General features: G+C 67.4%; 22 protein-coding genes. 14 read left to right on the forward strand and 8 right to left on the reverse strand.

The features are described from left to right. The coding region (locus JHC99_RS09895) for an MFS transporter (RefSeq protein WP_292153805.1) at positions 1-1,205 on the forward strand (1,205 nt) is incomplete at its 5' end. Here JHC99_RS09895 and JHC99_RS09900 read toward each other — a convergent pair. The 3 genes from JHC99_RS09900 to JHC99_RS09910 are packed head-to-tail and all read right to left on the reverse strand — an operon-like array spanning position 1,189 to position 4,316. Then, positions 1,189-2,001 (reverse strand): RNA methyltransferase, encoded by an 813-nt coding sequence (locus JHC99_RS09900; protein ID WP_292153806.1) that lies wholly within the window; start codon positions 1,999-2,001, stop codon positions 1,189-1,191. The two genes, JHC99_RS09895 and JHC99_RS09900, sit on opposite strands and share 17 nt — an antisense overlap. Beyond that, positions 1,998-2,894 (reverse strand): class I SAM-dependent methyltransferase, encoded by an 897-nt coding sequence (locus JHC99_RS09905; RefSeq protein WP_292153808.1) that lies wholly within the window; start codon positions 2,892-2,894, stop codon positions 1,998-2,000. Before JHC99_RS09905 ends, JHC99_RS09900 begins: the two co-directional genes overlap by 4 nt. 9 nt (positions 2,895-2,903) lie before the next feature. Beyond that, positions 2,904-4,316 (reverse strand): glycosyltransferase family 2 protein, encoded by a 1,413-nt coding sequence (locus JHC99_RS09910; protein ID WP_292153810.1) that lies wholly within the window; start codon positions 4,314-4,316, stop codon positions 2,904-2,906. A gap of 96 nt (positions 4,317-4,412) precedes the next feature. Between JHC99_RS09910 and JHC99_RS09915 the strand changes: the two genes are divergently transcribed. Continuing rightward, positions 4,413-5,060 carry a TetR/AcrR family transcriptional regulator gene (locus JHC99_RS09915; RefSeq protein WP_292153812.1) on the forward strand — a complete coding sequence of 216 codons (648 nt, stop codon included), beginning with the start codon at positions 4,413-4,415 and terminating at the stop codon, positions 5,058-5,060. A gap of 14 nt (positions 5,061-5,074) precedes the next feature. On the opposite strand, the gene JHC99_RS09920 is transcribed toward JHC99_RS09915, so the two are convergent. After that, the gene (locus JHC99_RS09920; protein WP_292153813.1) at positions 5,075-7,144 is read right to left on the reverse strand and encodes a lytic transglycosylase domain-containing protein; all 2,070 of its coding nucleotides are present in this window, start codon (positions 7,142-7,144) and stop codon (positions 5,075-5,077) included. Positions 7,145-7,255: 111 nt separating this feature from the next. Here JHC99_RS09920 and dapA point away from each other — a divergent pair, with 111 nt between their 5' ends. Both dapA and smpB read left to right on the forward strand, forming a co-directional pair. Further along, positions 7,256-8,152, forward strand: a complete 897-nt coding sequence (gene dapA / locus JHC99_RS09925; protein WP_292153815.1) for a 4-hydroxy-tetrahydrodipicolinate synthase — start codon at positions 7,256-7,258, stop codon at positions 8,150-8,152. After that, complete coding sequence (gene smpB / locus JHC99_RS09930; protein WP_077355737.1) at positions 8,152-8,655, forward strand: SsrA-binding protein SmpB; 504 nt, start codon at positions 8,152-8,154, stop codon at positions 8,653-8,655. The genes dapA and smpB overlap by 1 nt, the downstream gene beginning before the upstream one ends. A gap of 9 nt (positions 8,656-8,664) precedes the next feature. Here smpB and JHC99_RS09935 read toward each other — a convergent pair whose 3' ends face one another. The 4 genes from JHC99_RS09935 to JHC99_RS09950 form a co-directional block, all read right to left on the reverse strand. Then, positions 8,665-8,850, reverse strand: a complete 186-nt coding sequence (locus JHC99_RS09935; protein ID WP_292153819.1) for a hypothetical protein — start codon at positions 8,848-8,850, stop codon at positions 8,665-8,667. A 96-nt stretch (positions 8,851-8,946) separates the two neighbouring features. Continuing rightward, the gene (locus tag JHC99_RS09940) at positions 8,947-9,894 is read right to left on the reverse strand and encodes a hypothetical protein (RefSeq protein WP_292153820.1); all 948 of its coding nucleotides are present in this window, start codon (positions 9,892-9,894) and stop codon (positions 8,947-8,949) included. 27 nt (positions 9,895-9,921) lie between these two features. Beyond that, a complete protein-coding gene (locus JHC99_RS09945) occupies positions 9,922-10,860 on the reverse strand; it encodes a hypothetical protein (RefSeq protein WP_292153822.1) in 939 nt (312 codons plus the stop codon). Between the two features lie 89 nt (positions 10,861-10,949). Next, a complete protein-coding gene (locus tag JHC99_RS09950) occupies positions 10,950-11,522 on the reverse strand; it encodes an NYN domain-containing protein (RefSeq protein WP_292153824.1) in 573 nt (190 codons plus the stop codon). Here JHC99_RS09950 and folK point away from each other — a divergent pair. The 10 genes from folK (at position 11,521) to rnc (ending at position 19,229) form a co-directional block, all read left to right on the forward strand. Continuing rightward, positions 11,521-12,081: a 2-amino-4-hydroxy-6-hydroxymethyldihydropteridine diphosphokinase gene (folK, locus tag JHC99_RS09955; RefSeq protein WP_292153826.1), complete on the forward strand. Its 561-nt coding sequence runs from the start codon at positions 11,521-11,523 to the stop codon at positions 12,079-12,081. The genes JHC99_RS09950 and folK overlap by 2 nt on opposite strands. Before the next feature lie 103 nt (positions 12,082-12,184). After that, entirely contained in the window at positions 12,185-12,544 is a 360-nt protein-coding gene (gene rpoZ, locus JHC99_RS09960; RefSeq protein ID WP_271143923.1) for a DNA-directed RNA polymerase subunit omega, read from the forward strand. Between the two features lie 137 nt (positions 12,545-12,681). Beyond that, positions 12,682-14,844: a bifunctional (p)ppGpp synthetase/guanosine-3',5'-bis(diphosphate) 3'-pyrophosphohydrolase gene (locus JHC99_RS09965; RefSeq protein WP_292153839.1), complete on the forward strand. Its 2,163-nt coding sequence runs from the start codon at positions 12,682-12,684 to the stop codon at positions 14,842-14,844. A 36-nt stretch (positions 14,845-14,880) separates the two neighbouring features. Then, complete coding sequence (locus tag JHC99_RS09970; RefSeq protein ID WP_292153828.1) at positions 14,881-15,105, forward strand: addiction module protein; 225 nt, start codon at positions 14,881-14,883, stop codon at positions 15,103-15,105. Beyond that, positions 15,089-15,358 (forward strand): type II toxin-antitoxin system RelE/ParE family toxin, encoded by a 270-nt coding sequence (locus JHC99_RS18795; protein WP_366927774.1) that lies wholly within the window; start codon positions 15,089-15,091, stop codon positions 15,356-15,358. The genes JHC99_RS09970 and JHC99_RS18795 overlap by 17 nt, the downstream gene beginning before the upstream one ends. 40 nt (positions 15,359-15,398) lie before the next feature. Next, complete coding sequence (gene pyrE, locus JHC99_RS09980) at positions 15,399-15,983, forward strand: orotate phosphoribosyltransferase (protein WP_292153831.1); 585 nt, start codon at positions 15,399-15,401, stop codon at positions 15,981-15,983. 150 nt (positions 15,984-16,133) lie between these two features. Next, entirely contained in the window at positions 16,134-16,895 is a 762-nt protein-coding gene (locus JHC99_RS09985; RefSeq protein ID WP_292153834.1) for a pyridoxine 5'-phosphate synthase, read from the forward strand. Continuing rightward, a complete protein-coding gene (gene acpS / locus JHC99_RS09990) occupies positions 16,892-17,293 on the forward strand; it encodes a holo-ACP synthase (protein WP_292153836.1) in 402 nt (133 codons plus the stop codon). Before JHC99_RS09985 ends, acpS begins: the two co-directional genes overlap by 4 nt. Before the next feature lie 446 nt (positions 17,294-17,739). Beyond that, positions 17,740-18,516, forward strand: coding sequence for a signal peptidase I (gene lepB / locus JHC99_RS09995; RefSeq protein ID WP_292153840.1), 777 nt, complete (start codon positions 17,740-17,742; stop codon positions 18,514-18,516). Further along, positions 18,516-19,229 (forward strand): ribonuclease III, encoded by a 714-nt coding sequence (rnc, locus tag JHC99_RS10000; protein ID WP_292153837.1) that lies wholly within the window; start codon positions 18,516-18,518, stop codon positions 19,227-19,229. The genes lepB and rnc overlap by 1 nt, the downstream gene beginning before the upstream one ends. Positions 19,230-19,319: the final 90 nt, after the last annotated feature.

Raw genomic sequence — 19,319 nt, forward strand, 5'->3', positions numbered from 1 at the left:
TCGAGTTCTTCGACTTCTACATCTACGCCACGGCGGCGGTGCTGGTGTTTCCGGCCCTGTTCTTCCCGGGCGGCGACCCGCTGACGGCGCAGCTTCAATCCTTCGCCACCTTCGCCCTGGCCTTCTTCGCCCGGCCGGTCGGCGCCGTGGTGTTCGGGCATTTCGGGGACCGGATCGGGCGCAAGGCGACCCTCGTTGCGGCCCTGATGACCATGGGGGTGTCGACGATCGCCATAGGCCTGTTGCCGACCTACGCCCAGGTCGGGGTGATGGCGCCCCTGCTGCTGGCGGTCTGCCGGTTCGGGCAGGGACTGGGGCTGGGCGGCGAATGGGGCGGGGCGGTGCTGCTGGCGACCGAGAACGCGCCGCCGGGTCGCAAGGCCTGGTTCGGCATGTTCCCGCAACTGGGGGCCCCGATCGGCTTCGTCCTGTCGACCGGGTCGTTCCTCATCCTGACCGGCTTCATGGCCGAGGACGATTTCCTGGCCTGGGGTTGGCGTCTGCCGTTCCTGGCCTCTGCGGTACTGGTGCTGGTGGGGCTGTGGGTGCGCCTGAGGATCACCGAAACCCCCGAGTTCAGCCGGGTCATCGAGCGTGCCGAGCGGGTCAAGGCTCCGATCCTGACCCTGCTGGCCCGCTACAAGGGCGCGCTGGTCCTGGGGACGCTGGGGGCGACGACGACCTTCCTGCTGTTCTATCTGATGACGGTATTCGCGCTCAGCTGGGCCACGTCGTCGATGGGCTATACGCGTGGCGACATCCTGCCGATCCAGCTGATTGGCGTGCTGTTCTTCGGGGCCTTCATCCCGATCTCGGCCTTGGCGGCCGATAGATGGGGACAGCTGAAGGTGCTGGGTGTGGCCTCGGTCGGCATCGGTCTGTTCGGCCTGACCCTGGCTCCACTGTTCTCGGGCGGACTGACGGGGCTGCTGATCTTCTTCTCGCTCGGGTTCGCCCTGATGGGGGCGACCTACGGGCCGCTCAGCGCGGCGATGGCGCGGCCGTTCCGGACGGCGGTGCGCTATACCGGTGCTTCGATGGCCTTCAACCTTGCGGGCATCGTAGGGGCGTCGGTGGCGCCGTTCGCGGCGACATGGCTGGCCAAGAACGTCGGCCTGCCTTCGGTGGGTCTCTATCTGGCGGGCGCGTCGGTGATCACCCTGCTGGCCCTGATCGGGATGGGGCGGCTCAGGATCGAGGACTGAGGGCGTCCGTCACCGCATAGGCCATGATGCCCGTGGCGATGGCCAGGTTCAGGCTGTCGGCCCGGCCGCGCATGGGGATCTTGACGTTGACGTCACAGGCGGCCGCCAGCTCATCGGTCAGCCCGGCCTGTTCGTTGCCCATCAGGATCAGGGCGGGGCTCTGGATCGCGGCATCGCGGTAGCCGACCGATCCGTCCAGCCGCGTGCCGATCACACTGCCCGGCCAGGTGTGACGCCAGGCCAGGAATTCAGGGACGGAGACCCTGGAAATCGAAACGGCGAACACCGATCCCATCGTGGCCCTGACCGCCTCGACCGAGAAGGGATCGACGCAGTCGCCGACAAGTATCACCCCGCCGCACCCAGCCGCGTCGGCGGTCCGGATGATCGTCCCCAGGTTGCCGGGGTCGCGCACCTGTTCCAGTGCAATCCAGCACGGTGCCGAGCCCGGCGTGATCGCCGAGATCGGCGTATAGGCCTGCTCGAACACGCCCAGCACCGTCTGGGGGTTATCGCGGCGGCTGATCTTTTCCAGGATCGGATGGGTGACGGTGACGACCTCGCCGCCGCTGCGGATCGTCTCGGCCTTCGCGCGGTCCAGCAGCGGATGCGGTCGGGCCTCCATCCCGACCAGAAGGCTGCGGGGCGCGCGACCCTGGTCCAGGGCCTCGCCGATGAATTTCAGACCCTCGGCCAGGAACAGGCCGGTCGCCTCGCGTTCCTTGCGCATATGCAGGGCGCGCACGGCCTTGACCGTGTCGTTGGTCAGGGAGGTGATGAGCCGCTCATCGGTCATGCCGACCACCGCGCGAAGAAGCTCAGGCCGATCGCACGGCCGTCCGGCCCATCCTCTGACAAAGCCAGTTCGCCCCAGTCGATCCGCCCCGCCCGGTCGGCGGTCGCCTCCGCCATCAGATGGGCCAGCGACAGGCCCGACACCCGCGCGGCATAGGCATTGAGCAAGAGGAAGGACGCGTCATCGGCCAGCAACGCCGCGCAGTCCCTGAGCAGGGCGGGCATGTCCTCAAACAGTCGCCACACCTCGCCCGTCGGCCCGCGCCCGTATTTGGGCGGGTCCAGGATGATGCCTTGGTATTTCACCCCGCGACGCACTTCTCGCGCCACGTATTTGCGGGCGTCCTCGACGATCCAGCGGACGGGCCGGTCGGCCAGGCCCGAAAGCTCGGCGTTCTCCCGCGCCCACGCCACGGACTTTTTGGACGCATCGACGTGGGTCACCTCCGCCCCGGCGGCCAGACAGGCCAGGCTTGCCACGCCCGTATAGCCGAACAGATTGAGCACCCTGGGCCGATCAAGGGACTGGATACGCTGGTCCAGCCAGGCCCAGTTCGCCGCCTGCTCCGGGAAGAAGGCCAGATGCCGGAACGGTGTGAACCGCCCGGTGAACCGGGTCCGGCCCCAGCTCAGCGGAAAGGAATCGATGGGGCCGTGCCGGTCGAACCGCCAGCGTCCGGCGTCCTCCTCTTCCTGTTGAGGATCGAACACGGCATTGGCGTCATCGAACGCCGCCGGATCGCGCGGCGACCAGAAACACTGGGGCTCGGGCCGCACCACAGTATGGCGACCGTACCGCTCCAGCTTCCGGCCGTTCCCACTGTCCAGCAGGGCGTAATCCGACCAGCCGGTGGTCAGCAGGGTTTCGGGCGTTTTCGACAGGACGGGAGGCATCGGGGCTGCTTAGACGATCGCGGCGGGCTGCGCATCCTCGTCGCGATGATGGGTGGTCTTGTCCCAGGCGAAAGGTTCGCGGATCAGCCGCCACAGGGCATGGACAAAGGCCAGGGTCAGCAGGGACCAGTATGCCGGTGCCGCGATCATGTCCCACGGCCCATAGGGCACGCGCCCCCGGTAGGCGCCGATCGCGCACTGCAGCCAGGCGGCGGCCAGCGCCAGGACCAGAACGCTCATGGAGAACAGCGGCGGTGCCGGCGGCAGCCCCGCCGTCACCGACACCAGAACCCAGGCCAGAACCCAGGCCAGCGCCACCGCGTGCCCGGCCGCCGACACCAGGCCTGCCCCGATCGTCATCGACATGGCGAACAGGCCGCGCAGGCCGAGCGTCCGAAGGTCGCGCGTATGGACGCCCCAGGTCTGCATATAGCCTTTCAGCCAGCGCACCCGTTGCGGTAGCCAGTTGTCGAGGTCGCCCGGCGGGGTCTCGTAGGTCGGGCGGGTCAGTACGCCCAGCCGCCAGCCCCGTCGCCACAGCTCGAACCCCAGGTCGGCGTCCTCGGTGACGTTCCAGGCGTCCCAACCGCCGACCTCGAGCAGCGGTCCGATGCGGAAATGATTGCTGGTCCCACCCAGCGGAAACGGAAGCCCGAGCCGCGCCATGGCCGGCAGCTTGACCTCGAACAGGGCGGCGTATTCGACGGCGAACTGGCGGTCGAGAAAGGGCGAGGCGCGTCTGTCGTTGCGGCGTCGGATACGCAGCGGCGATTGCAGACAGGCGTAGGCACCTCTCTTATCGGCCGCGAACCGTGCGGCTGCCTCGCGCAGCTGCAGCGGGTCTGGGTCATCCTCGGCGTCGTAGATGACCAGCAGGTCTCCGGTGGCACGGGCCAGCCCGTGGTTCAGTGCGCGGGGCTTGGTCAGGGGTCGACCCGGCGGCACGACCATGATCTTCAGCCAATCGGGCCGATCGCAGGCCTCGGCCGCGTCGAGGGTCTCGAGATCGTGCGCCTCCAGCAGCAGGAAGGCCTCCAGACGGTCGGGCGGATAGTCGATTCCGGCCAGCCGCTCGATCAACTGACCGACCACCTCCGCCTCGTCGTGCAGTGCTGCCAGGATGGTGTAGCGCGGCGGATTTCGCGCATCGGCCGGATCCCGGATCGACACTTCGTCCGGCGGCCGATGCCCGCTCGCGGCGATCAGATAGATGCGCCACGCCGCGAGAATCAGAAATCCGACCTGCAAGGCCGTCAGCACGGCGCCGAACGCCTGCGCCGGTGTCCTTATCGCCGATGCGACGAACGCTGCGATCAATGCGAAGGTGACGATAGCCTGACCGACGGTCATCCCCCGGCGACGGGCGCCGATCCGTGCGGGCGCAGTCAGGTCGATCTGTGGCGGCGCGAAATCCCTCGGCATCACGAAAACGCTAATGACCCGATCAGGCTTGGGCAACCCATTGGCGAACGCCTGCCAATGGCGCTATTCAAACCCAGGTTCACAGGAGTGTCGCGTTTGAGCGTCCTCGTTTCATCCTCGCCGCAAGGTCCCGTGCGGTCCGGTCGCAAACCCAAGGGTGAGGGGCATTCACGGCGCGCCGAAATCCTGGCCGCCGCCGAGCGAATCTTCGTCGAGCATGGCTATGAGGGCGCGACGATCCGCAAGATCGCCGACGAGGTCGGCCTGTCGTCGACGGCGCTCTACATGCATTTCGCCGATAAGGGCGAAATCCTCCAAGACATCTGCCGCCAGGCCTTCGAGGAACTGCTGGCCGCCAACCGACGGATCACGACGGACGAGCCGGACCCTCAGGCTCGGCTGCGCGCGATGCTGCAAGCCTATGTCGCGTTCGGCTTCGCCCAGCCGAACGCCTACCGGCTGATCTACCTGACCCGGCCGATCGAGGCGCGCAGCGGTGCCCAGAACGCCGCCGAGACCCAAGGCCCCGAGCTGTTCCGGTCGTTCCAGGTCGTTCTGGAAGAGATCAAGGTCGCCGGACGGCTGCGCGGTGACGATGCGGCCGGCGCGGCGCGCCTGTTCTGGGCGGGCACGCACGGCATCGTCTCGCTGATCATCACAAAGCCCTATTTTGACTGGGGCGACACCCGCGTGCTCAGCGACGGCATGATCGACGCCCTGATCAGGGGCTTGCTGAAGGCCTGAACCGGTAGCGCCCGTCAGTTACCGCTGTAGGCCTGATAGGCCGTCGGTCCCGGAGGCGAACCGCGCGAGATGTCCGACGACAGGCTCAGCGGTGCCGAGCCGCCGTTGAGCCGCGCCTTGTAGACCGACAGGTTCTCCATCACCCGCATCATGTAGTTGCGCGTCTCGGTGAACGGCGCGCACTCGATGTAGTTGATGGCGGCCTCGGTCGAGCCACGCGGATCGCCGCAACGGGCCACCCACTGGGGCGCACGGCCGGGTCCGGCGTTGTATCCGACGGTGGTCATCAGCATCGACCCGCCGAAATTGCCCATCAACTCGCCCAGGTGATAGCTGCCCAGGGTCATGTTGTAGTCAGCGTCCCACAGCCGTTCGGCCGAATAGCTCATGCCCAGACGACGGGCGACACCCGAGGCGGTGGCGGGCAGGAACTGCATCATGCCGCGCGCATCGGCGCCGGACCGGGCGCGGGGATCGAAGCTGGATTCCTGCCGCGTAATGGCCAGGGTGAAGGGCAGGGGGGCCGCGCCCGAAACCTGGGGCGGGGTGCGCAAGGGGTACTGCCGCTCGGGCAGCAGCATGCCGCGCTGGCTGGCCGCGCGTCCGACCATCATGGCTCCGAACCCGTCGCCGTATCCGCGCACCGTGTCCATCAGCAGCGCCAGGTCGGTCGGGTTCGGCAGGGTGTCGTCCAGGTGATAGGCAAACACTCTGAGCAGGCTGGTCTCGCCGGTTTCGCCCAGGATGCGCATCGCCCGCACGACCTCGTTGCCCTCGAAGGCCGCGGCGTCGGCTGAGGTCGGGCGCGGATCGGCGGGCAGGGTCAGGGTGGTCATCCCAGCCTTCTCGGCGGCGAGTTGGCCATAGAAGGTCTGGATGTGCTGGGCCCCGTTGCGATAGGCCTGCTGGGCACCGGCCTGATCGCCCTGAGCCTCGGCCGCGCGACCCAGCCAGTACCAGGCGCGCCCCTGGGTGATCGGCGTGGACGACACGGTGCGCAGGGTCTCGAAATGTCGTGCGGCGCGGGCCGGGTCGTTGAGCTTGGTCAGGGCGACCCAGCCGGCGAAGAACTCGGCATCGACCTTGCGGTCGCCCGACGGAAAGCCGTGCCCGGCCATGGCGTCATATGCGGCCTGGTAGTTTCCGTCCTGATAGGCGTCGAGGAAATAGTTGCGCCGTTCGGACCACAACGTGTCCTGGCCTTCCTTGTGCGAGGGCGCGGACGGCAGGTAGCGCAGAATCGAATAGGCGTCGCGCTGACGGCTCTGCGAACGCAGGATACGCACCCGTTCCAGCGCCACGGCCGGGTCCGTCGCCTGGGATGCCGACAGATTGGCGACCATGGAATCGGGGCTGTAGGCGGAACGCAGCCCCATCACCGTGTTGGCCACGGACGCCTTCTCGGGCGAGGCCAGGTTTACCATGGCGCGCGTCGCCGGACCGTGCGGCCCAAGCAACAGCATGGACAGCCGATCGTCGTGATCGGCGGTGCTCAGCCAGCCGCTCCACTGGTTCAGGATGCGGGTCTGCTCGGGGGCCTCGAACGACCGTGTCCGCCACCAGTCGCGGATCAGGGATTGCGCCTCGGACGTGCGGCCCGACTGGTCCAGCGCCCAGGCCAGGGCGATGGCACCCTGTACCGTCGTCGGTTGGCTTGAACCGAAGAAGGCGAGCACGGCGTCGGGTGAAGCTCCGGCCCGGTCCAGCGCGATCTCGCCGGCGCTGCGGCGCGCCTCGACCCGGGGCCAGCCGTTCAGGGCGCGCTGGTCGCGCGACAGGTCGGCATAGGACATCTGGGTGCCCGACGTGTCGATCAGGGCCCATTCGACCAGCTTGCGCGCCGTCGGATCGCCGATCCGGCTGATGGCGTCCTGGGTGCCGACCACGTCGCGCGATCGCGCCAGCGTCAGGCCCCGTCGAAAGGCGATGGTGTCCGAATCGTTCAGCACGCGCGGCTGATAGGTGGCGGTCGAGACCTGGCTGTAGGGCTGGGCACCGTTCAGCTCCGCCGTCGACTGCGGCAGCAGCGATTCCACGGGGGGAGCCAGGACCGCCAGAGCGGCCGCAATCGTCGTTGCCAGCATCGTTCGTACAAACCCCATTCAACCCGGTTGCAGGCTTTGGGCCCACCACCTACCCTCTACCGCCTGTCACGGGCGCCCGCCGCCCATTTCCCACGCAGGTAGACTGTTTCTATGACCGCCCCTTTGTTCAAGGGCGTGATCACCGCCCTGATCACACCTCTTCGTGACGGAAACGTGGACGATGCCGCGCTGGAACGCCTGATCGAGCGCCAGATCGCCGCAGGCGTCCACGGCATCGTGCCGATGGGCACCACCGGCGAGAGCGCCAGCCTGACGTCGGACGAGGCGAAACACGTCGTCGCGCGCACAGTGGAGATCGTCCGTGGACGGATTCGTGTCATGGCCGGCGCGGGCTCGACCGCCACCGACAAGGCCATCGACCTGGTCCGCTATGCCAAGACCGTCGGCGCAGACGGGGCCCTGGTCGTCACCCCCTATTACAACCGCCCGTCCCAGGCGGGTCTGGCCGCGCATTTCGAGGCTGTGGCCGATGCGGTCCAGCTGCCGATCGTGCTCTACAACGTGCCCGGTCGGACCGGCGTGGACATGTCGAACGAGACCGTGGCGCGCCTGGCGGCCCATCCGAACATCGTCGGTATCAAGGATGCGACCGCCGACATGGGCCGTGTCAGCTGGATGCACGCCAACATCGGTCGCCAGCCCGGGGTCCAGTTCGACCTGATCACCGGCGATGACCCCAGCGTGTTGGGATATCTGGCCTGTGGCGGGGTCGGGGTGATCTCGGTCACCTCCAACGTCGCGCCCGAAGCCATGGTCGCTCTCTACAATGCCGTGGTCGCGGGCGACTATGCGGCCGCGCGGTCGTGGCAGGACCGGCTGATTGGCCTGCACAAGGCGCTGTTCCTCGACGCCTCGCCGGCACCGGCCAAATATGCGCTGGCCAAACTGGGCCTGTGCACCGAGGAAATTCGCCTGCCCTTGGTCCCGGCGAGCGATGCCGTGAAGCCGGCCATCGACGCGGCGCTCGACGCCGCCGGGCTCGGCTGATGGCCACGACGAAGGAAAAGGCGGCGGCGGCGACCAAGGCCCCGATCACGAAGGCCAAGCTGATCGCCGAGAATCGCCGCGCCCGGTTCGACTATTTCCTGGAGGACAACCTCGAGGCCGGCATCATGCTGCTGGGCACCGAGATCAAGGCCCTGCGTATGGGCCGCGCCAATATCGCCGAAAGCTATGCGGCGGTGGAGGGGCGCGAGATCGTCCTGATCAACGCTGATATCCCGCCCTATGCCCAGGCCAACCGCTTCAACCACGAACCGCGTCGGCCGAGAAAACTGCTGCTGCACAGGAAGCAGATCGATCGCCTGATCGGGGCCGTCCAGAAGGACGGCCAGACCATCATCCCCTTGCGGCTCTATCTGAACGACGACGGCAAGGCCAAGCTCGAGATCGCCCTGGCCAAGGGCAAGAAGCTGCACGACAAGCGCGAGGCCTCCGCCGATCGCGACTGGGCCCGCGACAAGGCCCGGCTGATGCGCGACAAGGGTTGAGACGGCGATTCAGTCTGCGGGGTTGCAGGCGCTGGATCGTGGAGGCGGCGCGTCGGCGGCACCGCGCCTCTCGATGAGTTCGATCCAGCCGTCGGCCAGCGTCAGCAAGCCTTCGCGACGCCCGGCGTCATCCTCGGGAACGGCCTCCGAGATGAGGTCACTGATGGCGGCGCGGCATTCCTTGACGGTCTTCACGGTAAAACAAGCGGTTACGCCGGGGAGGGCGGGCCTGTTCAACCGGTACGGGTCGCCGTTGTTCCGTATTGCGAAGGTCGGGTAGCGGACATTCGGTCAGTTCCCGGTCGTTCCGTCCATCGCCCGCCGTGCGCGGACGATCGATCCTGCGATCTCGCTGGCGCTGGCTTGCTGGTTCACGGACATCCGCTGGGCCTGATACAGCCCCTTCAGGTAAGCCTCGTCCCACTGGGTCAGGCCGGCGACGCCCTCGGGATCGTCGAAGACGTTCAGTATGGTGGCAAAGCCGCCGGTGTCCGCGTCGGCATCGACCTGGGCCAGGGTCACCATGGCCAGATAATCGGCCAGCTGGTGCGCCGACAGTGCGGCGACCTGATCCACATCGACGATGATGAAGACCCGCTCGATGTCGTCCTCGGTCGGCGACGACAGTCGCGACCCCAGCGTCTTCACGCCCGGTGCCATGTCTGACGGAAGCAGGCACGACCCGCTGCAGTAACCGGGGATACGAACGGCGTTCCGGCCCATCTCATCGACCGGCAGGGTCACGGTCCACCAGCGCACCGGCCGGTCGGTCGCCTGAAACAGGCGCAGGGCAGCGGCCCCCTGATCCATGCCGGCCCCGCCGACGCGGAACAGCCGCGGGCGCATGGCGACGAACTGCGGGGTGAAGGCGGCGGCGTCGTCGGTGGTGACGATTATGACATTGGGCGTGCAGCCTGCGCCGCCCGGCGTCAGCCCCACGGTTCGCGCCGTCTCGGACACCCGCTCCACGATGAACCGGGCCGCCGGGGCCTGAAGATTGAGCACGTCCACGCAGATCGCGCCGCGCCACCGCGCCAGCCCCCGGTTCCGGGACGGCGCCGCGACCTCGCGCACGAACGCGCGCGTCGCCGTCTCCAGACTACGGCCCGTGACTGTCAGCTCGCCCAGATCGACGGCATCCATTGCCGGCGTAGACGGGACAGGGGGCGGCAACGAGACCTGGATGGCGGATTCAGGCGTGGCAGCCAGGAAGGCGCTGAGAATGGCGGCGATCAACATGACGGGCTCTTGGCGGCGGGGTCGGGGCTACTGGGTCGTGTCTTCCTCGGCCGTCATGCCCTGCCGCACGCGGATGATGGAGGAGACGACTTCGGCGCGGGCGGCGCCGACACTGGCGCGGGTCCGCTGGGCGTCATACAGGCCTTTCAGATAGGCCTTGTCCCACTGGGTCAGGCCGGTCGTGTAGGCCGGGTCGTCGAACAGGTTCAGGATGGTGGCATAGCCCGAGGTGTCGGCCTCCGGGTCGATCTGGGCCAGGGCGACCATGGCGATATAGTCGGCCAGCTGGTCCAGCGACACGTCGGCGATCTTGTCCACGTCCACGATGATGAAGACGCGTTTCAAATCGTCCTCGGTGCGGTTCATCAGGCGCGAGGACAGGGTCTCGATCTGCGGCGCATAGTCCATAGGGCCTTCGCAGGAGTTCTGGCAGAAGCCCGGAATCCGAACAGCAATCTGGCCAGTCTCATCGACAGGGACGCTGACGTGCCACCAGCGGACCGGACTGTCGGAGGTCTCGAAGGCCGCCAGCGCCGCATCGCCACGATCCATGCCCGCTCCGCCCACCTGGAACAGGCGCGGGCGCGAGGCCACGAACTGAGGCGTGAAGGCCTTGGCGTCGGTGGTAGCGACGATCAGGATGCTGGGCTCGCAGCCGGGCGCGCCGACTTTCAGGTCCAGGTCGCGGGCGGTGTCGGAGACGGTGTCCACGATGAACTGGGCGGCGTCATTCTGAAGGTTGGCGACCCCGACACAGATGCCGTTGCGCCAGCGGGCCAGGCCGCGACGACGCGACGGTGCCCCGACCTCGCGCACGAACCTTTCGGTGGTGTCTTCCAGCCGGCTGCCCTCGACGACGATGTCTTCCAGATCGACGGGTGCCGTCGCGGGATCCACCGGCGGTGCCGGGACTGTCTGGGGCAGGGGTGCCGCGAGCAGAGAGGCGGCGAGAGCCAGGGCCAGCATGAACAATCCCTCCGGTCGAAAATACTGGGGACCACGCTACGTGATAACCTTGGTCTCGACAACTCTCGGTGGCGCAGAAACGCCGTGGCCTAGTTCCGATCGAAGGTCCGCACCGTCGGGCTCGCCGACGGCGTTCGGGGGCGCGCCCAGTCGTCCAGACGATCGGCCAGATCGATATAGGCGTCGGCCTGTCGGCGCAGGTCGTCCGACAGCATCGGCGGCTGGCTTTTCAGCGTCGAGACCACCGTGACCCGCACACCCTTCGCCTGCACTGCCTGGACCAGCCGGCGGAAGTCGCCATCGCCAGAGAACAGCACGACATGATCCAGACGCGGGGCCAGTTCCAGCATGTCCACCGCGATCTCGATGTCCATGTTTCCCTTGATGCGGCTGTGCCCTTGAGCGTCCGTGAACCGCTTGGCCGGCTTGGTCACGACCGAAAAGCCGTTGTAGCCCAGCCAGTCCACCAGAGGCCGGATCGGAGAGAACTCTTCGCCCTCGACCACGGCCGTGTAATAGTGGGCGCGAATGAGGACGGCCTGATCGCGGAACGATGCGAGCAGCTTGGCGAAGTCGAGATCGATGTTCAGCCCCCTGGCCGCCGAATAGAGATTGGCCCCGTCGATGAACAGGGCGATGCGCTCGTGCGGAAGAAAGATCATGGACACCGCCGTGAATGAAGCCGCCGACCTTGCCGTCATCGACGAGTCCGGCGTGGCGCTCGACCTGGATCAGGCCGTCATCATCGCTCTGGGCTGCAATGACAAGGGGGTGTGGGCGTCCTGCACCGAGGCGCTGGAGGCGGCGCTGGCGCGGTTCCGGTCCGAGGGCATCGACATCGTCTCGCGGTCGTCGTGGTGGCGGTCCCAGGCCTGGCCCGACCCGACCGATCCGCCCTTTCTGAACGGCGTCGTCATCGTCCGCACCGCCCATGACCCCCACGCCCTGATGCAGGCCCTCGGCCGGATCGAGGACGCCTTCGGCCGCCAGAGGTCGGTGCGGAATGCCCCGCGCACCCTGGATCTCGACCTGATCGCCTATGGCCGCGAACAGGGCGACTGCGACGGCCTGATCCTGCCGCACCCGCGCGCGGCGGAACGGCTCTTCGTCATGGGGCCGCTGGCGGAGATCGCACCGGCGTGGGTGCATCCGGCGGGGGGGGCGGCTGCCCAACTCATGAAAGACGCCGCTGTCGGAAGCGATGCGCGTCCGCTGGTGTAATCGACCGCCCTCAAATCGCCCCTGTGGCGTTGCACAAATCAGTGCATATCTGTATGGGGCGCGGTTCTCCCGCCGACAATCGTCCCGACACCGAAGGATTCCCATGGCTCGCGTCACCGTCGAAGACTGCATCCAGAAGGTTCCGAACCGTTTCGGACTGGTCCTGCTGGCCGGCAACCGCGCCCGCGCGATCGCCAACGGTGCGCCACTGACCCTGGATCGCGACAACGACAAGAACCCCGTCGTGGCCCTGCGTGAGATCGCCGACGAGACCGTGATTCCCGCCGACCTTCTGGAGACCGTCGTGGTCGCCCTGCAACGCGTCGATGAGCGCACCGAAGCCGAGGACGAGGCGGAAATCGTCGGTCTGCTGGCCGAACCGCAACACATGAACATGGCCGAGCAGGAGCTGATCCGCGCCCTGCAGAGCGACCGGGACGGCGGGCAGGAGGAACGCTACTGACGGCGGAACCCGCCAACGGTATCACCATCCTCCCGGCGCGGTCCGGTTCGACCCCGCCGGCGAACGACATTGCCAATGACATCGTATCGCCGTCGGGCAGTTCTCTCGAAAGAGGGGGCCAGCCGGCGGCGAAACGCATTCCGGTCCTGCGCCAGTTCGAGCTGATCGAGGCGGTCAAGGCCTATGATCCCACCGCCGACGAGGCCCTGCTCAACAAGGCCTATGTCTATGCGATGAAGATGCACGGCTCGCAGCTGCGGGCCTCCGGCGATCCCTATTTCGCCCACCCGATCCAGGTCGCGGGCATCCTGACCGACTACAAGCTCGACACCGCCACCATCGTCACGGCCCTGCTGCACGATGTGGTCGAGGACACCTCGGCGACGCGTGACGACATCGCGGCCCTGTTCGGCGAGGAGATCGCCGTCCTGGTCGAGGGCGTGACCAAGCTGTCCCGCCTCGAACTGCAGGCTGAACACACCCGCCAGGCCGAGAACCTGCGCAAATTCATCCTGGCCATCTCCAAGGACGTCCGCGTCCTGCTGGTCAAGCTGGCCGACCGTCTGCACAACATGCGGACGCTGAAGTACGTCAAGCCCGAGAAGCGCGAGCGGATCAGCCGCGAGACGCTCGAGGTCTATGCCCCGCTGGGTCGCTCGATCGGCATCCACTCGATCGCGTCGGAGCTTGAGGAACTCGCTTTCGAGCACCTGAACCCCACCGCGCGGACCGCCATCGAGCGGCGGCTGGAGGCGCTGAAGCTCGAACACGGCCGCGCCACCGAGATCGTCGCCCACGAGGTCGAACAGGTCCTGTCCGAGGCCGGGATCGTGGCCCGCGTCTTCGGCCGCCAGAAGACGCCCTATTCGATCTGGAGGAAGCTTCAGAGGAAGACCGTCGGCTTCTCGTCCCTGTCCGACATCTACGGGTTCCGGGTTATCGTGCCGTTCGAGGACGATTGCTATCGCGCGCTGGGGGTCATCCACCGCGCCTGGCCGATGGTGCCCGAACGGTTCAAGGACTTCATCTCGACGCCCAAGTCGAACAACTATCGCTCTCTGCACACCACCGTCGTCGGCCCCGGCGGCCTGCGCATCGAGATGCAGATACGCACCGAGGTGATGGACCGGATCGCCGAGGACGGCGTCGCCGCCCACTGGGCCTACAAGAATCAGTCCTATGGCCTCGACAAGGAAGCCATGGCGGCCGAGGGCGGGCGCGACCCGCTCCAGAACCTGCGCCATCTGGTTCAGGTGGTCGAGCACGGGGAGGGGGGCGAGGACTGGGTCGAGCATGCCAAGCTCGAGATGTACCTGGATCAGGTCTTCGTCTTCACGCCCAAGGGCCGGCTGATCACCCTGCCGCGCGGCGGCATGGCGCTGGATTTCGCCTACGCCGTCCATACCGAGGTCGGCGACACCGCCGTGGGCGTCAAGGTCAACGGCGAACTCAAGCCGATGCGCACGGCCCTCCAGAACGGCGACGTGGTCGAGATCATCCGGGGCTCCAAGCGAGAGGCCCCCGCCGACTGGCGCTCCCTGACCGTCACGGGCCGCGCTCGTTCGGCGATCCGCCGCCATATCCGGGGGGCCGAGCGCGAGGAGTTCCTGCGTCTGGGCCGTGCGTCCCTCGATCAAACCGTCACCAAGGCGGGCAAGGCCCTGGATCAGGTCTCTCTGAAACCCGTGCTGGAAGTGCTCGGCATCGCTACCGAGGCCGACCTGTTCGAGGCGATCGGACGGGGCCGGATCTCGCCGGTCAAGGTCGCCGAACTGTTGTTCCCCGCCCTGATGGGGAAGATCAAGCCGGCCCAGCAGCGCAAGCCCATTCAGGACGCGCGCGCCCGCCTGTTCGTGCGCGGCGGTGGCCTGACGCCCGGCGTCAGCGTCCATTTCGGCGCCTGTTGTACGCCGCTTCCCGGCGACCGCATCGTCGGCATCCTGGAGCCGAACAAGGGACTGACGGTCCACACCATCGATTGCCAGCAGCTTGCCGAATACGCCGACGACGACACCGTCTGGCAGGACCTGCAATGGACGCCCCAGGCCGAACAGAGCGCCCTGGGCATCGCGCGGTTGAAGGCCACGGTGCGCAACGGTGTCGGCGTCCTGGGCCAGGTCACGACCCTGATCGGCGATGCGGGCGGAAACATCCGCAACCTGAACCTCTCGCACCGCCACCAGGACTTCTTCGACCTCAACTTCGACGTCGAGGTCGAGGACGCCAAACACGCCACCATGATCATGGCCGCCCTTCGCACCAATCCGTCGGTGGACACGGTTGAGCGGCTGAAGGGCTGAGTTGGCGGGTGCCTGCCATCGTGCTAGCCTCGACCCATGATCCACGTGTCCGTTCCTGACGAACTCGAGCAACTGGTTGCCGACCTGCCTCAGGATTTGCGGCAATCGCTGGATGCCGTGCTCCGCGACGCCATCGAAGAGTACCTCTGGGATCAGAAACACGGAGAGATCGCCCTGAAGCGGCTGGCGGACATTGACGCGGGCCGGACGAAGACCATACCCCTCGAACAGGTCTTGGCCGACTATGGCCTTTCGGATTGAGTTTGAACCCGGCGCTCGACGTTCACTCGACAAGATTCATTCGACGGAACGCGATCGCATCCTGCGATTCCTGAGAGACCGGATTGCGCCGGCCGACAATCCCCGAACATTGGGCGACGCTTTGCAGGGCAAGCGGTTCAAGGGGCAATGGAAGTATCGGGTCGGTGACCACCGCGTGATCGCGCGCATCGATGATGGGATCATGATCGTCACCGTCATCGAGATCGGCCACCGCAGCGTCGTCTATCGCTGACGTCTTGCCCCACGGCTCCGCTGGGCTTAGGTCGCGGATCATGAACACCGAAGACGTCCTCAACGAGTTCCGCGCCGCGGGTGCCCTGCGCGAGGGGCATTTCGTGCTGTCCTCGGGGCTGCACAGTCCGGTCTTTCTGCAGAAGAACCTGGTCTTCATGCACGCCGACCGCTGCGCCCGGCTGTGCAAGGCCCTGGCCGAGAAGATCGTCGCCACGGTCGGCCCCGTCGATGTCGCCATTTCCCCGGCCGTCGGCGGCATCATTCCCGGCTATGAGACCGCGCGCTGGCTGGGCGTCGCCTCGCTCTACGTCGAGCGGGAAGGGGGCGTGTTCAAGCTGCGTCGCGGTTTCCAGATCGAGCCGGGCCAGAAGGTGGTGATGGTCGAGGACATCGTCACCACGGGCCTGTCGTCGCGCGAATGCATCGCGGCGATCAAGGAGGCCGGAGGGGATGTGGTCGCTGCCGCCTGCATCGTCGACCGCTCGGGTGGCCGGGCGGACGTCGGCGTGCCCCTGATCGCCCTGGCCACACTCGACGTGCCCGCCTGGCCCGCCGACGCCCTGCCGCCCGAACTCGCCGCCATTCCGGTGCAGGATCCGGGCAGCCGGCGGATCGCTAAATAGAACACCCCCTCGTCTGGCGCACGCCGGGACCCGGCCTTCCTGAGGCACAGTGTCTCGAGGGGCCGCAGGATCGGGCAAAAGGGTTGACCGGAAACGCCGATCGCCCAAATCACAGGGTCCCGGCTTTCGCGGGGACGAGCGGAGTTCAGGGTGACACATCCCCTAAGATTGGGCGTCAACATCGACCACGTCGCCACCGTGCGGAACGCGCGCGGTGGCCTCTATCCCGATCCCGTCCGGGCGGCGCGAGAAGCCCTGGCGGCTGGAGCCGACGGCATCACCGCCCACCTGCGCGAGGATCGGCGCCACATCTCGGACGGCGACATCGACGGGCTTTCGGCTCTGCTGAACGCCGAGGCGCGGCCGTTGAACCTCGAAATGGCGGTGACCCAGGAGATGCTGGCCATCGCCCTGCATCACCGGCCCCACGCCGTGTGCCTGGTGCCCGAAAAGCGCGAGGAACGGACCACCGAGGGCGGGCTCGACGTCGTCGGTGGCCACAACTGGATCACCCCCTTCGTCGGGCGTCTGAACGAGGCCGGGTCGCGGGTTTCTTTGTTCATCGGCGCTGACCCAGCCCAGATCGAGGCCGCCTGCCGCACCGGCGCGGCGGTGGTCGAACTCCACACCGGGGCCTATTGCGACGCCGTGCGCGAGGGGCGAACCGAAGAGGCCGAGGTGGAACTCGCATCGCTGTCGGCCGGTGCGGCCCTGGCCACAAGCCTCGGCCTTGAGGTCCACGCCGGGCACGGCATTGACTACGAGACCGTCGCCGCCGTCGCCGCCATCCCGCAGGTGATGGAGCTGAACATCGGCCATTTCCTGATCGGAGAGGCCATCTTCGTCGGCCTGGGCCCCGCCATCGCCCGGATGCGAGGCCTGATGGATCAAGCCAGAGAGGTCGCGGCGTGATCATCGGCGTCGGCGCCGACCTGTGCGACATCCGCCGCATCCAGACCTCGCTCGACCGCTTCGGCGACCGGTTCAAGGCGCGCTGCTTCACCGAGATCGAGCGGGCCCGCTCTGACCGCAAGCCCGACGCGGCCTGGAGCTATGCCAAGCGGTTCGCGGCCAAGGAAGCCTGTGCCAAGGCGCTGGGCACCGGCATGCGTCGCGACGTCTACTGGAAGGACATGGGGGTGGTGAACCTGTCCAGTGGCCAGCCGACCCTGGCCCTGACCGGGCACGCGGCCGAGCACCTGGCCCGCCTGACACCACAGGGTCATCGCCCGCACATCCACCTGACGCTGAGCGACGAGCACCCGTACGCACTCGCCTTCGTGGTGATCGAGGCCTTGCCGCTGTCGTAATCAGGCTATAGGTGCGACGACCGACAACGCCGCCGAATGGGGGCTGGGGACAGGCCTTTCCGACGATGAGCGAAGACCACAAGCCGCACGCGCCCGACGACGCGCCGCAGCCCGTTGCGCCGGACGACCACGGGGTCATGCCGACTCACATCGAAGCCATGCCCGAAGCTACGTCCTCCGCTCCAGAATCGGACGTTTCGGTGGAAGCTCCGGTCGAAACGTCCGCCGACGTCGAACCACCCGCGCCGGTCGTGTCGGCCGACACCGTCAGCCTGGAACCGCAGGACGATCCCGCTCCCGTCGCCCCGGTGGTCGCGGCCGCAGCGACCGCCGCCGCCGTCACCGCCGACGGCAAGCGCCCGATCTGGAGCGACCAGGGCGATGCCCCGTTCGACGACGGCGACGAGCCCCTGACCCTGCGCGAGAAACCGATCAAGACCAAGAACATCAAGGGTCCGAAGCCCACCCGACCGTCCGAACCCACCGCCGGGTCCGAGACGCTGGAGATCGTCAAGACGATTGTCTTCGCCCTGCTGATCGCCTTCGTGCTGCGCGTCCTGCTGTTCCAGCCCTTCACCATCCCGTCGGCCTCGATGGAGCCGAACCTGTACGAGGGCGACTACATCATCGTGTCCAAGTGGTCGTACGGGTACTCGAAATTCTCGAGCGGCCTGCCGATCAACCTGCCCGTGGGCGAGGGTCGCATCTTCGGATCGGCCCCTGAGCGCGGCGACATCGTGGTGTTCAAACTGCCGCGTGACGACAAGACCGACTACATCAAGCGCGTGATCGGCCTGCCTGGCGACCAGATCCAGATGATCGCGAACAAGCTGTATATCAACGGCACCGCCGTCCAGGACGTGGTCATCGGCGAGTCCGAGGCCGCCGACGTCTTCGGCCCGCGCTCGGTCGTCCGTGGCCGCGAGACCCTTCCGGGTGGCAAGAGCTTCAACACCCAGGACTTCGGCCCCGGTGGCGATCTGGACGACACCGGCGTCTACACCGTCCCCGCCGGCTATTATTTCATGATGGGCGACAACCGCGACAACTCCATCGACAGCCGGGTCGAGCAATCGGCGGGCGTCGGCTTCGTCCCGGCCCAGAACCTGGTCGGCAAGGCCCAGATCATCGCCTTCTCGTGGGAGCCGGGCGCCTCCCTGCTGAACCCGGTCAGCTGGTTCACGAAGATCCGGCCCAGCCGCTTCTTCAACGTCCTTCACTGATGGCGAATACCAGGGCACAGGCGGTGGCCGAGCTGGTCCGCCGTCTGGGCCATGAGTTCAAGGACGCCCGGCTGCTCGACCGGGCCCTGACCCATTCCAGCGTGGGGGAGGGCGTCGCCCCCCAGACCTCCAGCGCGCCGCGCGACAACGAGCGGCTGGAGTTCCTCGGCGACCGCGTCCTGGGCCTGCTGGTCGCCGAACGGCTGCACAACGACTTCCCAGAGGCCGACGAGGGCCAGCTGTCGTCGCGCCTGCACGCCCTGGTCGACAAGTCCGCCTGCGGCCGGGTCGGCGCGGCCCTGGGGATCGGCGAGGCGGTGCGCCTGTCGCCTGGCGAGACCAAGTCAGGCGGCCGGCGCAAGGAAGGCGTCATCGCCGATGCCGTCGAGGCTGTGCTGGCGGCGGTCTATCTGGACGGCGGCATCGACGCGGCCCGCTCCGTGTTTCAGATCGCCTGGGCCGACGAACTGGCCAGGCCGCCGGAACGATCGCTAACCAACCCGAAATCGGCGCTCCAGGAATGGTCGCAGGGGCAGGGACGTCCGCTGCCTTCCTATGAGATCGCGAACCGCACCGGTTCGGACCATGCCCCGACCTTCACCGTCGCCGTGACGGTGCAGGGGCTCGAACCCTTGACCGCCCAGGGGCGTTCGCGTCAGGACGCAGAAAAGGCCGCCGCCATGGCGATGCTCAAGAGAGAAGGCGTGATTTGACCGACCCGACCAACAGCCCGAACCCGGCCAGGAAGGCCGGCTTCGCCGCCATCATCGGCGCGCCGAACGCCGGCAAGTCCACCCTGGTCA

The organism is Brevundimonas sp. (genome assembly GCF_016463485.1).
Lineage (GTDB): Bacteria > Pseudomonadota > Alphaproteobacteria > Caulobacterales > Caulobacteraceae > Brevundimonas.